Annotated in this window: 16 protein-coding genes; 8 read left to right on the forward strand and 8 right to left on the reverse strand. The window is 58.4% G+C overall.

Features of this window, described 5'->3' with window-relative positions; translation table 11 throughout:
• The first annotated feature begins 12 nt into the window (after positions 1 to 12).
• On the forward strand, positions 13 to 1,194 hold the full coding sequence (locus tag ACR0D7_RS15370; RefSeq protein ID WP_480679783.1) for a TIGR03862 family flavoprotein: 1,182 nt from the start codon (positions 13 to 15) through the stop codon (positions 1,192 to 1,194).
• Here the strand turns inward: ACR0D7_RS15370 and holA are convergent.
• From holA to ACR0D7_RS15390, 4 genes are all read right to left on the reverse strand, one after another.
• On the reverse strand, positions 1,191 to 2,219 hold the full coding sequence (holA, locus tag ACR0D7_RS15375; protein ID WP_480679784.1) for a DNA polymerase III subunit delta: 1,029 nt from the start codon (positions 2,217 to 2,219) through the stop codon (positions 1,191 to 1,193). The genes ACR0D7_RS15370 and holA overlap by 4 nt on opposite strands.
• Complete coding sequence (lptE, locus tag ACR0D7_RS15380; protein WP_480679786.1) at positions 2,216 to 2,707, reverse strand: LPS assembly lipoprotein LptE; 492 nt, start codon at positions 2,705 to 2,707, stop codon at positions 2,216 to 2,218. Before lptE ends, holA begins: the two co-directional genes overlap by 4 nt.
• On the reverse strand, positions 2,694 to 5,228 hold the full coding sequence (gene leuS, locus ACR0D7_RS15385; protein WP_480679787.1) for a leucine--tRNA ligase: 2,535 nt from the start codon (positions 5,226 to 5,228) through the stop codon (positions 2,694 to 2,696). The genes lptE and leuS overlap by 14 nt, the downstream gene beginning before the upstream one ends.
• A gap of 72 nt (positions 5,229 to 5,300) precedes the next feature.
• Positions 5,301 to 5,786 (reverse strand): DUF3576 domain-containing protein, encoded by a 486-nt coding sequence (locus tag ACR0D7_RS15390; RefSeq protein WP_480679788.1) that lies wholly within the window; start codon positions 5,784 to 5,786, stop codon positions 5,301 to 5,303.
• A gap of 282 nt (positions 5,787 to 6,068) precedes the next feature.
• Here ACR0D7_RS15390 and ACR0D7_RS15395 point away from each other — a divergent pair, with 282 nt between their 5' ends.
• On the forward strand, positions 6,069 to 7,160 hold the full coding sequence (locus ACR0D7_RS15395) for a porin (RefSeq protein WP_480679789.1): 1,092 nt from the start codon (positions 6,069 to 6,071) through the stop codon (positions 7,158 to 7,160).
• Between the two features lie 103 nt (positions 7,161 to 7,263).
• Positions 7,264 to 7,923, forward strand: coding sequence for a YggS family pyridoxal phosphate-dependent enzyme (locus ACR0D7_RS15400; protein WP_480679790.1), 660 nt, complete (start codon positions 7,264 to 7,266; stop codon positions 7,921 to 7,923).
• Here ACR0D7_RS15400 and ACR0D7_RS15405 read toward each other — a convergent pair.
• Together ACR0D7_RS15405 and ribA are read right to left on the reverse strand one after the other, a co-directional pair.
• Entirely contained in the window at positions 7,907 to 8,407 is a 501-nt protein-coding gene (locus ACR0D7_RS15405; RefSeq protein WP_480679791.1) for a L,D-transpeptidase family protein, read from the reverse strand. The genes ACR0D7_RS15400 and ACR0D7_RS15405 overlap by 17 nt on opposite strands.
• Positions 8,404 to 9,498, reverse strand: a complete 1,095-nt coding sequence (gene ribA / locus ACR0D7_RS15410; protein ID WP_480679792.1) for a GTP cyclohydrolase II — start codon at positions 9,496 to 9,498, stop codon at positions 8,404 to 8,406. The genes ACR0D7_RS15405 and ribA overlap by 4 nt, the downstream gene beginning before the upstream one ends.
• A 161-nt stretch (positions 9,499 to 9,659) precedes the next feature.
• Here ribA and ACR0D7_RS15415 point away from each other — a divergent pair, with 161 nt between their 5' ends.
• Positions 9,660 to 10,346 carry a response regulator transcription factor gene (locus ACR0D7_RS15415; RefSeq protein ID WP_058283107.1) on the forward strand — a complete coding sequence of 229 codons (687 nt, stop codon included), beginning with the start codon at positions 9,660 to 9,662 and terminating at the stop codon, positions 10,344 to 10,346.
• A 221-nt stretch (positions 10,347 to 10,567) separates the two neighbouring features.
• On the opposite strand, the gene ACR0D7_RS15420 is transcribed toward ACR0D7_RS15415, so the two are convergent.
• Complete coding sequence (locus ACR0D7_RS15420) at positions 10,568 to 11,065, reverse strand: GNAT family N-acetyltransferase (RefSeq protein WP_480679793.1); 498 nt, start codon at positions 11,063 to 11,065, stop codon at positions 10,568 to 10,570.
• A gap of 177 nt (positions 11,066 to 11,242) precedes the next feature.
• On the opposite strand from ACR0D7_RS15420, the gene ACR0D7_RS15425 reads away from it, so the two are divergent.
• The 4 genes from ACR0D7_RS15425 to ACR0D7_RS15440 all read left to right on the forward strand — a co-directional run bounded on the left by ACR0D7_RS15425 (position 11,243) and on the right by ACR0D7_RS15440 (position 13,876).
• The gene (locus ACR0D7_RS15425; RefSeq protein WP_480679794.1) at positions 11,243 to 12,031 is read left to right on the forward strand and encodes an exodeoxyribonuclease III; all 789 of its coding nucleotides are present in this window, start codon (positions 11,243 to 11,245) and stop codon (positions 12,029 to 12,031) included.
• 76 nt (positions 12,032 to 12,107) lie between these two features.
• On the forward strand, positions 12,108 to 13,025 hold the full coding sequence (locus ACR0D7_RS15430) for a tetratricopeptide repeat protein (RefSeq protein ID WP_480679795.1): 918 nt from the start codon (positions 12,108 to 12,110) through the stop codon (positions 13,023 to 13,025).
• 27 nt (positions 13,026 to 13,052) lie between these two features.
• The gene (locus ACR0D7_RS15435) at positions 13,053 to 13,694 is read left to right on the forward strand and encodes an LON peptidase substrate-binding domain-containing protein (protein WP_480679796.1); all 642 of its coding nucleotides are present in this window, start codon (positions 13,053 to 13,055) and stop codon (positions 13,692 to 13,694) included.
• Positions 13,691 to 13,876 carry a Trm112 family protein gene (locus ACR0D7_RS15440; protein ID WP_480679797.1) on the forward strand — a complete coding sequence of 62 codons (186 nt, stop codon included), beginning with the start codon at positions 13,691 to 13,693 and terminating at the stop codon, positions 13,874 to 13,876. The genes ACR0D7_RS15435 and ACR0D7_RS15440 overlap by 4 nt, the downstream gene beginning before the upstream one ends.
• Here ACR0D7_RS15440 and ACR0D7_RS15445 read toward each other — a convergent pair.
• A complete protein-coding gene (locus ACR0D7_RS15445; RefSeq protein WP_480679798.1) occupies positions 13,873 to 15,135 on the reverse strand; it encodes an FAD-dependent monooxygenase in 1,263 nt (420 codons plus the stop codon). The genes ACR0D7_RS15440 and ACR0D7_RS15445 overlap by 4 nt on opposite strands.
• Positions 15,136 to 15,164: the final 29 nt, after the last annotated feature.

Raw genomic sequence — 15,164 nt, forward strand, 5'->3', positions numbered from 1 at the left:
AAGAGGACGGAAATGGCGCAGGCAGTGGTAATCGGGGCCGGACCCGCAGGGCTGATGGCGGCCGAGGAACTGGCTGCTGAAGGTCATGATGTCCTGGTGGCTGAGGCCAAGCCGTCAGTTGCGCGCAAGTTTCTAATGGCGGGCAAATCGGGTCTGAACCTGACCAAGGATGAACCGCTTGAGACATTGATGCTTGCCTATGGCGAGGCGTCTGACTGGCTGCGTCCGATGATTTCCGAATTTGACGCTGACGGGGTGCAGGGCTGGGCGCGGGAGTTGGGGCAAGAGCTGTTTACCGGATCGACTGGTCGAGTTTTCCCAACCGTAATGAAAGCCTCGCCGCTGGTACGGGCCTGGTTGGGGCGGCTCGAGACGGCGAAGGTGCAAATCAAAACCCGCTGGCGCTGGCTGGGGTGGGACTGTGGGGCTCTGTTGTTTGATACGCCGGATGGGAAGTGTCCGTTGACACCTGATGTGACCGTTTTGGCGCTGGGCGGAGCCAGTTGGGCGCGATTGGGGTCAGATGGCAAATGGGCGGGCACTTTGCAACAGAATGGCGTTGCGCTTGCCCCTTTTGCCCCGGCGAATTCGGCATTGTCCGTTGATTGGAGCCTCCACATGCAGCCGCATTTCGGTGCGGCGTTGAAATCTGTGCGCTGGATGGCTGGAGACACAGACAGCCGGGGCGAGGCCACGATATCAGCAACCGGGCTTGAGGGTGGTGGGCTGTACTCTCTGACCCCGGCCCTGCGTGCGGGGGCGCCGCTTTATGTTGATCTGGTACCCGACCTTGACCAAGCGGCGCTGCAATTCCGGTTGACCGCTAAGAAATCCAAAACCACGTTGTCCCAATGGTTGAAAAAATCCCTTCGCCTGCCGCCTCAGAAAGTTGCGTTGTTTCATGAGATGGTCAAAAGCAGCGCATTGCCACAAAATCAGTGGACCGGCGCGCTCAAGAACCTGCCGATCCGCCACGCGGGTCTGCGCCCGATGGACGAGGCCATTTCCACGGCGGGCGGGGTCAAACGTGTTGCGCTGACTGAGGGGCTGATGCTGACAGCGATGCCAGGCGTTTTCTGTGCCGGAGAGATGCTGGATTGGGAGGCTCCGACCGGTGGCTACCTGTTAACCGCTTGTCTGGCGACGGGGCGATGGGCTGGGCGATCAGCCGTAGATTGGTTGCGCGACGGTTAACGTGACCGGGCCAGCATCGCCAGACGTATCATTGCACGTTCGACCAAAGCCATCGCGGGTGCGGTCTGCCCGGCTGACCGCAAGGACAAGTCCGTATCGGTGAGAACGGTCAAAGCCGTTTGCAGCTTTGGTGCGCCCCAGCCCTGCGCCTGCCGCAGAATCCGATCGCGCCTTTTTCCGTAGACCGGTGGCCGTAGCTTGCCGATCCCTTGCGCAGCCCCGCCGGGATCTGACGCGCAGGCGTACAGCGTCCGGAAATGTCGTGTCGCACCGATGCAAAGGCTGACCGCATTGGTACCCTGCGATTGCAATCGCCGGATCAACGGGCCGATCTCTCCGGCGCGGCCTTCGGCGACGACATTCAGAACATCATCCAACGCGGCCTCGGTTGAGCGAGGGGCGCAGGCTTCAATATCCTCTATAGAAAGCTCTGAGCTGTCTCCGCGTTTATAAAGGGAAATTTTTTCAATGGTTTGCTTGAGGTCTCCGGGGCTGATTCCCATGGCGAGTTCGGTAATCGCCGACATCGAGTCGCGCGGGATGTTCTGCACCCCGGCTTCAGACAGAAGCCGCTCGATCTCACCACGTGATGGCGGATCGTCATAGATGCCAACTGCGTAGGCCGATGGGTGGGCTTCGAAGGCTTTGCGGACTTTTGAGCTGGGTTTCAGTTGTCCGGCAGTGATGATGATCTGCGCATCGCCCGGGGCCCATTCCTCGAATGCGGCAATGATAGCTGGTGCGGCGACATCTGTTGTATCTTCGACAAAAACAGCACGTGGTCCTGGAAAGAAGCCAACCGCCTTGATTGCATCCAGCAACAGGGCGGGATCGCTGCGCAGATCGGCTCCGGGGATACGGGTCAGCCGCATTTCCTCTTCGGCATTGGCCCCCAAAAGTGCGGCAAGAACCTGTTGGCGTTTCAGCGCCACGCGCATCGTATCTGCACCGTAGATCAGCAGCCCGACCTTGTCGGCGTCTGGACGGGCGAAATACCCTTCAGCCTCGCGCGGGCTGAGCTTCATGTGCCAAGACCCGGCGCGGCGTACAGCTCGCTTATGATCTGATCCGACAGAATCACCATCAGCCGTTGCTTGGCATCCCGTTCATCTGCCAGTGTCGAAACCGTTGATCCGGCAGCGGAATATCCAACAAAATTCTCGACCGAGCCCGAGGCGACGATCTGTCCGGTTTCGTTAGATTTGAGCGTATAGTTTGCCTTGCCATCAATGGAATAGCGGTTGGTTTCGTTTGTCGTCGTGATGGCTGCGGCGCGTGTAACGGTCGAAACACCCACATCCAACGCGTAGGCACCACCCGAGCTTGCGCTGCGTCCCAGCCGTTGTTCAAGGTTCTGGACCAGCTGATAGCTGTCGGTGGTGTTTGGAGCCGACACCTGGACCTGGCCGTTCAATGCCGCGCCCGACCCTCCGGGCGCGTAAACAGGTTCAAAACTGCAGGCGGCCAGCGCCAGCGGCATAAACAACAGGGTTCTGCGATCAAACAACGACATTCACGATCCGGCCCGGGACAACAATCACCTTCTTCGGCGCATTGCCATCCAGCGCCTTTTGCACAGCTTCGGTGCTGAGCGCGATATTTTCAACCTCTGCTTTGTCCATATCCTTTGGCACGCTGATTTCCGCGCGGCGCTTGCCGTTGATCTGGATCGGCAGAGTGACTGTGTCGTCGATCAGCATCGCCTCATCCGCAACGGGCCACGGCGCGGTGGCAACCAGACCTTCACCGCCCAGCAACTGCCACAGCTCCTCGGACAGGTGTGGAGTCATGGGCGACATCAGTTGTGCCAGCGTCTTGGCGGCTTTGTGCTTGGCAGCAGCGCCCGCCTTGGATTTCGCGAGTGTGTTGGTGAAGGCATAGAGCTTGGCGATCGAGGCGTTGAAGCCAAAGGATTCGACGCCGCCTGTTACGTCATGGATGGCTTTGTGCATCTCACGCAACAAGGTTTCGTCTTCGGAATTGACGGGATTGTCCGATTCGGCAATTTCCGACGCGATCCGATGAACGCGGCTGAGGTGCTTGTAGGCGGCCTCGGCCCCGGATGCTGTCCATTCCACATCTCGTTCAGGCGGTGAATCAGACAGTACGAACCAGCGCGCGGTATCGGCGCCAAAGGCCGAGATGATGCTGACCGGGTCGACCACGTTCTTCTTGGATTTCGACATCTTGGCCGAGGGGATGATCTCAACCTCGGTTCCGTCAGCCAGTTTGCCGTCGGTCACATCCTCTGGCAGGTGATAGACAGGGCGACCGTTGGCGTCGCGAGTCTGGTAGATCTCATGCGTGACCATGCCCTGCGTGAACAGCGCGTCAAAAGGCTCGATGGCCTTTTTCGGCAGGTGGCCGGTGATCTGCATCGCCCGTGCAAAGAAGCGGGAATAGAGCAGGTGCAGAATTGCGTGCTCGATGCCGCCGATATACTGGTCGACATTCATCCAGTATTCGGCCTCAGCCAGATCGGTCGGCGTTTTGGCGCGAGGGGCGGTGAAACGGGCGAAATACCAGGACGAATCGACGAACGTGTCCATCGTGTCGGTTTCACGCTTGGCAGGCGCGCCGCAGTTCGGGCAGGAACAATCACGCCAGGTCGGGTGGCGGTCCAGCGGGTTGCCCGGTTTGTCGAATGTGACATCGTCGGGCAGACGGACCGGCAGGTTCTCTTTCTTCTCGGGCACCACGCCGCAGCTGTCGCAATGGACAACGGGAATCGGGCAACCCCAATAGCGTTGGCGTGACAGGCCCCAGTCACGCAGGCGGTATTTGGTAACACCTTCGCCCCAACCGGCCTTTTCGGCGAAATCGACCGTGGCATTGATCGCCTCGTCGCCCGTCGCCTCGGTCAGGCCTGCGAAATGCTTCACCCAGCGGACTTTCTCGGTCTTTGGCGGAACATATGCGATCTTGTCGACCGGCGTGTCATCGTCCAGTGCAAAGAAGGTGTCTACAACAGGCAGGCCGTATTTGCGGCAGAAATCCAAGTCGCGTTGGTCATGCGCCGGGCAAGCAAAGATCGCACCGGTGCCATAGTCCATCAGGATGAAGTTCGCGATCCAGACCGGCAGTTCCCAGTTCGGGTCCAGTGGGTGTTTGACCCGGATGCCGGTGTCATAGCCCAGCTTCTCGGCGGTTTCGATGGCCTCTTCGGTGGTGCCGCCCTTGCGGCATTCGGCAACAAACTCAGCGACTTCGGGGCTTTCGGCCTCAAGCTGCTTGGCAATCGGGTGGTCGGGCGAAATGCCCACGAAAGACGCGCCCAGCAGCGTATCGGGGCGAGTCGTATAGACGGTGATCGGCTCTGCGTTATCCGTGCGCTCGAACGAGAATTGCAGGCCGCGCGACTTGCCGATCCAGTTCTCCTGCATCAGGCGCACCTTGGCAGGCCAGTTTTCCAGAGTATCCAGCGCGTCGAGCAGTTCCTCGGAATAGTCCGAGATCTTGAAGAACCATTGCGTCAGTTCGCGACGTTCCACCAGCGCGCCCGAGCGCCAGCCGCGGCCGTTTTCAACCTGTTCGTTGGCCAGAACGGTCATATCGACCGGATCCCAGTTCACCACGGCGTTCTTGCGGTAGACCAGCCCAGCCTCAAGCATATCCAGGAACAGTGCCTGTTGCTGGCCGTAATATTCCGGGTCACAGGTGGCGAACTCACGCGACCAGTCGATCGATAAGCCCAGCGGTTTCATCTGCCCGCGCATGTCGGCGATGTTGCCATAGGTCCAATCCTTGGGGTGGCCGCCAATGGCCATTGCGGCGTTTTCTGCGGGCATCCCGAAGGCATCCCAGCCCATTGGGTGCAGCACGTTATGCCCGGTCGCCAGCTTGTGTCGCGCGATCACGTCGCCCATCGTGTAGTTGCGCACATGTCCCATGTGGATTCGGCCAGACGGGTAGGGAAACATCTCAAGCACGTAATACTTTGGCTTGTCCGCGGTGCGGTCGGCAGTGAAAATTCCGGCCTTGTCCCAGGCCTCTTGCCATTTTGCTTCGATTTCATTGGCCGAGTAGCGAGACATCGTGCGGTCCTTCGTGAATGAAAACGCCGGGTAGGAACCCGGCGTGGTATTAGTGTGATTTTCGGCGAGTTGCTAGAGCTTGTTGTCCGCAATGCGCAACTGACGGGCGCGCGACAGAATTGCATCCTCGACCGCGCGTGTGGTGGCTGCGTTGACCGGAGCACCGCCGCTGGTCTGCAGAGAGACCGATAAAGACCGCGCTGCCAGGGCCGGATCGCTGATATGTACCGTCGCGCGATACTGCCGTCCGCCGCCCGGGGGCGTTCCATATCCCGTCACAATCACACCGGTGAACGGATCAACCTCTTGAATAGGGAGGAAGTTCAGAACATCCAGCGACGCGGTCCACAGATAGCGGTTCACACTCGTGATCTGTTCGGCATCCGCGCCGGAGAACAAATCCCAAATTGTCGAGCGGTTCGGATCGTCTAATTCCTGGTCGTCAGAATCGCCGCCGGTAGCGAGAGAATTCGGATTCGGCGCGGCACCCCGATTCTGTCCGCAGGCCGACACGGCCGCAGTTATTATGATCAAACCGAAAATCGTCAGCAGGCGCATTATCGACGGGTCCTGTTCACTTTGGTCTACGTTGTCAGGACTACTCCTAGACAAGGACCAGTTTAGCAACAACCCTCTTATTGTCACATAAGGGTGGGTGCGGGGTTGGTGAGGTCACGAAAACAGACTGTGGCATCCTTGCACCAATTTGTGGCCAATGCGCCCAATTCAATGACGCCAAGCTTGCGTGTTGGGGGCAAAAAGAGCGAAACGGTTCCCGTGCTGAGACACGTGCTTGACATGTGTCGAGTAGAAAAACTTTTTGAAACCGAGGGAAACAAGATGAAAAAAGTTCTCTTCGCATCGACCGCTCTTATCGCAACCGCAGGTGTTGCAGCGGCCGACTCCGGCGTTAACTTCAGCGGTTATGGCCGTTTTGGTATTGGCTACCAAGAAGACCGTGGCGTTGGAACCGCCACTCTTCCGCAGGGTACCTTCACCACCACCACCTCCACCTTCACATTCGTTACTCCTGGTGGTGTCACGACCACGACCACGACCACGAACACCAACGCTTTTGTCCAGACTGGCACCGTTGCAGCTGGCACCACCGATTCTGACGTATCCGATACCATCCTGGTTTCGCGCTTCCGTCTGAGCATCGACGGTTTCGCTGAAACCGATGGCGGCGTCCGCTTTGAAGCCCGTGTTCGTCTGCAAGCTGACGAAGACTCGTCCACAGGTGAAGCCAACGAAGCTGGCCTGAACGGCGCACGCTTCTCGGTCATCTACGGTGGTCTGCGTGTTGACGCCGGCAACGTTGCCGGTTCGTTCGACAACCTTGCCAACTACTACGGCAACGAAGTTGGTCTGGAACTGTTCGCAGGTCAGTACTCGGGCGTTGACTACAGCTTCCTGTCGTACACCTCGACCGGTGCGGGTTCGAACGCTGTGTTCTTCCAGTACGCAGTTGGTGACTTCGCATTTGGTGCATCGTACGACACCAATGACCTCGCGGACGCTGACCGTTGGGACATCAGCGGTACCTACACCTTCAACAACATCACCGCAGCTCTGGCCTATGGTCAAACTGACGCAGACGCTGGTTCTGACCCAAGCCTGACCGTTCTGACCCTGGGTGGCGAATGGGGCGACTTCGGTGGTACTCTGTTTGTTGCGGACGACGCGACCGAAGATGATGCAACTGATGGCACCGCATGGGGTCTGTCGGCTTCCTACAACCTGGGCGCAGCAACTACCCTGCTGTTCACCTACGGCGACGGTAACGCTGATGAAGACCTGCAGCAGGTTGCAGTTGGTGCCATCTACGACCTGGGCGGCGGTGCATCGCTGCGCGGTGGTATCGGTGTCAACGACTGTGACGTTTGCGACTCGCAGACGGTTGCTGACTTCGGTGCACAGTTCAACTTCTAAGTTGATCTGAAACCGCAAGGTTTTAGGGCAGGTCTTCGGGCCTGCCCTTTTCTTTTACGCCGACATGGTGTTTTTCTGCGCGGAAAGCAGATTGAGGATTCCTATGTCGCTGCAAGACATCACCGCCCGCATCGTCAAAGCCGAAACCGCCGCTGGGCGGGATGCAGGGTCTGTTAAACTGATCGCCGTTTCCAAGGTGCAGCCGAATGAGCGTGTTCTGGCCGTTCTGGATCAGGGGCACCGGTGCTTTGGGGAAAACCGCGTTCAGGAGGCTTCTGGCAAATGGCCGGGCTTTATGGAGCAAATCTCGGACATAGACCTTCATCTGATCGGTCCGCTGCAAACCAACAAGGCCCGGCAGGCGATCGAGCTGTTCAGTACCATCCACTCGGTTGATCGGCCCAAACTGGCCAAAACGCTGGCGCGGCTGGCACAGGAGGTTGGCAACTGCCCGGATCTGTTCATTCAGGTCAACACCGGGGAAGAAGAGCAGAAGGCCGGTATCCTGCCCGCTGATGCTGATGCCTTCATCGCAGAGTGCCGGAACCTAGACCTGCCAATTCAGGGTCTCATGTGTATCCCGCCGGTCGAGGAAGAGCCATCACTGCATTTTGCTCTGCTCGCCAAAATTGCAGAGCGCAACGGTCTGACCGGCCTTTCCATGGGCATGAGCAGCGACTTCGAACAAGCCATCGCGCTAGGGGCAACCCATGTGCGCGTGGGTTCGGCCATATTTGGTGAGCGGGTCAAGCCTGCGGAATAATAAGACGCGTACCCAAAAATACCCTTTCGGCGATCCATCGCAGGTGATCGCGGCGGAAGGCGATGCAGCCTTCGGTCGGGTACCCGGGCCGCCGCCACTGGTGGATGAATATTGCTGAGCCGCAGCCGGGTACTGCATTGGGCCAGTTCCAATCGGTTATTAGCACCAGATCATACAGAGGATCAGCGCGGCGCAGTTTTTCGTGGCTGAACCCGTAAGGCGCGCTGACAAGGGTGTTATAGTGGCTGTCCCGGCCATCATCCGACCACAGATCGCGTGGACCGATGGGAATAGCCCACTCGGTTGGTTTTAAGATTCGGTCCGGTCGATACAGCATCCCAACGATATGATGTACCCCGGTCGGAGTGGCCCCATCCCCTTCGCGCTTGGTGCTGCTCAGCCCACCTTTACCGATCGTGCAGGGAAACACCCGCCCGGCAAATCGCACTCCGCCTGGGGTCAACACCAGATCGTCAGGGGTCACAGCAGATGCCCTGACTTGGCCGCCTTGGTGGCCAGATACCCGCGGTTATGGGCCGTTTCACCGACTTTCAACGGCACCCGTTCGGTCACGGCGATGCCGGTCTTTTCCATCATTGCAATTTTTGCCGGGTTGTTGGTCAGCAACCTTACCGAGCTGAAACCAAGGGATTTCAGAATGTCAGATCCCAACCGGAAATCGCGCTCATCATCCTCGAACCCCAGACGATGATTGGCTTCGACCGTGTCAAAGCCCTGATCCTGCAGGAAATAGGCCCGCATCTTGTTTGCAAGCCCGATGCCTCGGCCCTCCTGATTGAGGTAGAGCAGCACACCGGCTCCTTCGGACCCCATCTGCGCCAGCGCGCCGCGCAGTTGAGGGCCACAGTCGCATTTCAAGCTGCCCATCAGGTCGCCGGTGAAGCAGGCGGAATGTAGACGCGCTAGAACCGGTTTGTCCCGGTCCGGGCGGCCAATTTCCACGGCATAGTGTTCCTCGCCACCATCTTCGGGGCGAAAGACGTGCAGGCGCCCAGCTTCGGAAACCTCCATGGGCAGGCGCGCGGCAACCACCGCGTGCAGCTCGCTTCGGTCGGCCAGATGCGGTGCGGCGCGTGTGTGGTCAATGCATGTCAGGCCGTGCTGAGCAGCAAAGGTACGCCCGCCCTCGATGGGTACGACTACCGCTGCAGGCAGCAGGCGCGCGGATTTGGTAAGCGCGATTGCAATGCGGTGCAGGTTGGCATTGCCCTGACGTTCAGTCATCAGGGGGCCTTTCATCGGCGCGTTCAGGTCGTCCGAGGGGTCGGCCACAGCCTGAACCCAGGCAATATCGGTATCCGCAGGAATAATGACGCGAGCAAGATCACCGTCATAGGCCCGCGCCTTTAGCGTTTCGGCCCGGCGCACGGTGACGGCGACGACCGGCTCGCCCCCAACGCCGCGTAAGTCTGCAAGCCGCTGGGCGCTCAGCGTTTCGGTCGCAACAGCCAGCACACTGAAACCGCTGTCATCGGTCAGAGCGACGGGAACCCCCATACGCAGGTCTGCGCGGGCGCGCGCCAGCAATTCTGATATATCCGGGATCAGACTCATCTATGTTACCCTGTAACGTTCTGGCTTTCCTCTAGCCTGATACGACAGAAATGTGAAACATTTCCTCCGCGTCAGACACGAGGGCGTGAGACTGTTGCAGTAAACCTTGTTGATTGCATCTTTCGCGCGCAAGTGGTGGAAAAGGCTTAGGAGGACCGCACATGGCTCAGCTCAAGAAAATCCTGCTGGTGGATGACGATGAAGACCTGCGCGAGGCGCTCAGTGAGCAACTTGTGATGACCGAGGATTTCGATGTGTTCGAAGCCCATGATGGCCAATCCGCGATGGAACGGGCGCGTGAGGCGATCTACGATCTGGTCATTCTGGACGTGGGCCTGCCCGACACCGATGGGCGCGAGCTGTGTCGCCTGATGCGCAAGCAAGGCGTTAAAAGCCCGATTCTGATGCTGACCGGTCATGATAGTGACGCAGACACGATTCTGGGTCTGGATGCCGGTGCCAACGATTATGTCTCGAAGCCTTTCAAATTCCCGGTTCTTCTGGCCCGCATTCGCGCGCAGCTGCGCCAGCATGAACAATCCGAAGATGCTGTTTTTGTGCTTGGCCCGTATACCTTCAAACCCGCGATGAAGATGCTGATCACCGAAGAAGATCGAAAAATCCGGCTGACCGAGAAAGAGACCAACATCCTAAAGTTCCTGTACCGTTCGACCGACGGCGTGGTTGCCCGCGATGTTCTGCTGCATGAGGTCTGGGGTTATAACGCGGGCGTCACCACCCACACGTTGGAAACCCATATCTACCGCCTGCGTCAGAAGATTGAGCCCGATCCGTCGAATGCGCGCCTTTTGGTCACAGAATCTGGCGGATATCGTTTGGTCTCTTAACTTGCTGTGGATTGACGTGGATCAAAGTGATACTCTGGATGTGTAATTAGGTTACTTTCAACCCGCGCATGTCCGGGTCATGACATGCACCTCCCTGTTGGACTGCCGGGCCTTTGGCCCGGCTTTTTTTGTGGGGTGTTGGGATAGAGGTCGGCTCAGAGCCCAATGTCGCGGTTGAATTTTTCAAGTAGCAATAGCACGGACGGCTCGCCACTGTGACTTCACGCGATACTTAGCTCGAAATAATCGTGGGCGTCGTGGGGATTGGTTTCCCACGGCTTGACCATTTTGAAGCCAAGCCTTTCATACAGCCGCCTGGCAGGAACCTGACGTTTGCCCGTCATTAGCCTGATGGTGTGATACCCTTGCTCTTTAGCCAGCCCAATGGCGCGTTTGCACAGGGCCCGAGCGAGCCCGCTGCTTCGGCATTCACTTGTGACGAACATCGACTTTAATTCGCAATAGTCACGATCCATTCGGCAAATTGCGACGGTTCCGACAGGCCTGTCGCTCTGGTAGGCAATAAGAATGTCACCACGCGGTGGTCGGTACTCGGTCGGGATTTTTGGTAAACCATCGAAAAACCACGAGCCTTGGTAATACTCTTCAATGCGCTGAGTATCATCACTGTTAATGGACCTGACTGCTTCGTACAAACCTCGCATGAGGCTTGCGGCGTCGTCGGTTTCTTTCTGCGATCGGACTTCAAGAATTTTCATAAGCCAAACCTCCAATTAGTCTTCCGATTGGTCCAAGCGTAGCATAGTCGCGTGCTACTGCCGCAGCAGGGATTGGAGGCCGCTTTGTCCGCTTAACTGCCTTTCGACAATCTTTTTCCGTGGCACCCCTTCCCCCTCCACGCTAACCTCCGCCCAACCGCGACAGAGGAATCCCCCATGCCCTTTACCCTTGCCACCTGGAACATCAACTCGGTCCGCTTGCGCGAGCCTATCGTGCTGAAATTGCTGCAAGAGGAAGCCCCTGATGTGTTGTGTTTGCAGGAGTGTAAGTCTCCGGTCGAAAAGATCCCGACCGAAGGGTTCGCCGAGTTGGGGTATACCCACATGGTCGCGCGCGGTCAGAAAGGTTACAACGGCGTTGCCATCCTTTCACGGCTGCCGATGGAAGAGGTGGGAGATAAGGATTTTGCCGATCTCGGCCATGCCCGTCACATCGCCGGACGGTTGGAGAATGGTGTGACCATCCACAATTTTTATGTCCCTGCGGGCGGTGACATCCCGGATCGCGAAAAGAATGAGAAATTCGGGCAAAAGCTCGACTATCTCGCTGACATGCGTGACTGGTTCCATGCGGAAAGGCCGGAAAAATCCATTCTGGTCGGCGATCTGAACATCGCCCCGCGTGAGGATGACGTCTGGTCGCATAAACAACTGCTCAAGGTCGTCTCACACACACCGATCGAGGTTGAGGCGCTGGCTGAAACGCAGGATGCGGGGGGCTGGGTCGATATCACCCGGCAGGACATTCCCGAAGGGCAGCTGTTTAGCTGGTGGTCTTACCGCGCACGCGATTGGGATGCGGCAGACAAGGGGCGGCGGCTGGATCACGTCTGGTCCACGCCCGATATCTCGAACGCGGGTCATTCCAGCCGGATCTTGCGCGACGCGCGCGGATGGGAAAAGCCCAGCGATCACGCACCCGTTTTTGCCAGTTTCGACCTGTGATTTCGTAACTCTACCCTTGGTTTCCGCAGCAAGCGGTTGCATATAGGGCACAAGTTCGAACCGGAGAGTGAAAATCATGGACCTTCTGAACGCGACAGCCGGCCCCGAGGCCACCGACCTGATCAAGGACGGGTCCGAGGCGACCTTTATGGCCGACGTGGTCGAGGCGTCTCAGGAAACGCCTATCATCGTGGATTTCTGGGCGCCCTGGTGCGGTCCGTGCAAGACCCTCATACCTCTGTTGGAAGAGGCCGTGAACGCCGCCAAGGGCGCGGTGAAGATGGTCAAGATCAACGTGGATGAGGCGCAGATGATCGCCTCGCAAATGCGTGTTCAATCAGTGCCGACCGTTTATGCCTTTTTCAAAGGTCAGCCCGTGGATGGATTTCAGGGCGCGCTGCCGGGGTCCGAAATTAAGGCCTTTATCGACCGTGTGATCGAAGCCGCGGGCGGCGAAAGCCCCGGTGGTCAACTGGATGATGCCGTAGAAGCCGCCGAAGAGATGCTGGCCGATGGGGCCGCTGTGGATGCGGCCCAAACCTTTGCCGCCATTCTTGGCGAAGACCCGAACCACGCCGGTGCCTATGGCGGTCTGGTTCGTGCCCATATCGCTTCGGGTGATTTGGAGCAGGCCGAGGCGATCCTGAATGGCGCTCCCGCTGAGATCTCTACATCCGCCGAAGTGGAAGCCGCGCATGCGCAGTTGGAATTGGCCAAGCAGGCCGCAGACGCGGGTCCAGTGGCCGAACTGAGCGCAGCGGTAGAGGTCGAACCCGACAACCATCAGGCCCGTTTCGATCTGGCGCAGGCCCTGCATGCAAATGGTGAGGTTGAAGAGGCCGTGGCGCAACTGTTGGAGCTGTTCCGCCGGGACCGTGAGTGGAATGACGGGGCCGCCAAGACCCAGCTGTTCACCATTTTCGATGCGCTCAAACCCAATGACCCGATTGTTCTGAACGGGCGGCGCAAACTTAGCTCGATGATATTTGCCTAATTCGGGATCAGAGCTACACTCGGGTACATGATGCATCCCGCTGACCTGCCTGAAACGGTATCCGTCTTTCCATTGCCCGGGGCGCTGTTGCTGCCCCGTTCACGCCTGCCGCTGCATATTTTTGAGCCGCGTTACCTCCAGATGCTGGATGACGCTTTGAAAACGCAAGAGCGGCTTATTGGTATGGTACAACCTAACCCATGCCAGAGCGACGACAGCAAACTGCACCAGATCGGGTGCGCTGGACGCGTGACGCAATTCTCCGAGACTGAAGATGGCCGCTACCTGATCACTCTGACGGGTATTTCGCGTTTTCGCGTCCGGTCTGAACTGGATGCCTTTACACCTTATCGACGCTGTTCCGTATCTTGGGATGGATTTGACCGCGATCTTGGCAAGGTCGAGAAGGACGATGCGTTCAACCGTCCAAAATTTCTGGGTCTGCTCGAAAGGTTTTTTGCTTCGCGTCAGCTTTCAACCGACTGGGATACCTTGAAAGACGCCGATGATGAGTTACTGGTGAACTCATTGTCCATGTTGCTGGATTTCGAGCCCGAAGAGAAGCAGGCACTGCTAGAAGCCCCCAGCCTGCGTACCCGACGTGAGACATTGGTGACGCTGATAGAATTCGCCATGCGTGGCGGAACGAATGAGGAAAAACTACAATGACCGACCCCGAGCACCCGTTCGATCGCCGTATGCTTGAGGCACTGATCTGCCCGCAGAGTCATACCACTCTGCATTATGACGCCGAAAAGCAAGAGCTGGTGTCAAAGTCGGCTGGCCTGGCCTTTCCGATCCGGAACGGCATTCCAGTGATGTTGATAGATGAGGCGCGCGTGCTCGATTAAATCGGGCGGCCTTGCAGCAGTTTGGGTAGGTCTCCGGTCAATCCGGCAGCTTCGCGTACGAAGCCACGGCGCAGGCCAGGCATTGATCCGACGATCCCCATCCCGATATCGCGCCCGATCCGCAGCAACGGGTTGTCGTTGGAAAACAGCTTGTTGAACGCATCGGTCGCCATTGCCAGCGAGGCGGTGTCGAAACGACGCCACTCCTGATAGCGCTCCAGTACCAGAACCGAACCAATATCTTCACCCCGCCGTCCGGCCAATGTGAGTACTTCGGCCAGAGCCCCGACATCACGCAGGCCAGCGTTCAGGCCCTGTCCGGCGATGGGGTGCATGCCGTGCGCGGCGTCTCCGACCAACGCCATGCGCTCTCCAATAAAAGAGTTGGCGATGGTCAGATTCAGGGGATAGGTAAAGCGGTCGCCCTGCAGGCGAATTTCGCCCAGAAAGTCGCCGAACCGGGGACGCAGAGCCTGCAGATAGTCCGCCTCGGGTAGGGAATTGATGTGCTTTGCCGTTTCAGTCTGCTCACTCCAGACGATCGAGCTGCGATTCCCGGTCAGGGGCAGGATCGCAAGGGGGCCGGGTGGCATGAAGAACTGATGTGCAATGCCGTGATGGGGCAAGTCGTGTTCGATGGCGCAGACCAGTGCGGTCTGGCCGTAATCCCAACCGGTGCGCTTGATGCCTGCACGCGTTGCGGTGCCGCTGCGGCGACCATCGCAACCGACCAGCAGGCTACCTGTCACGGTTTTCCCGTCGTTCAACGTCAGCGTTACACCATTTGCTGTGACATCCTGAGCGATGACGGTTTTGCCGTTGATCTGGGTGATGCGCTTATCTTCGGCCATCGCGTCCATAAAGGCGCGGCGTAGATGACGGTCTTCGACCATGTAACCCATCGGGCCTTCTTCGATCTCGGCATGGTCGAAATGCATGAAAAACGGTGATGGCCCCGTGCCCGCATGGCCATCGGTGACTTTGATCTCAAGCATCGGCTGGGCATGGTCCGCCACCCTTTCCCAGACCCCAATTGCATCCAGAAGGCGTTGCGAGGCCAGCGCCAAAGCATAGGCGCGGCCGTCAAATGCGGCGTTCTTGCGGACCTTTTCAGCCAGAGCGTCGATCACGGTGACGGAATGCCCCGTTTGCGCCAGCGCCAATGCCAAGGCCGGGCCATTCAGGCCGCCGCCCACAATCAGGATATCGGAGTTCTGTTCCATGCTGTGCAATATGCGCGCCCATTCGGGATTGTCCATGTGCAGTCCTGTCGCTACCGTCCCTTGCA

This window comes from Ruegeria sp. BB7, assembly GCF_056539365.1.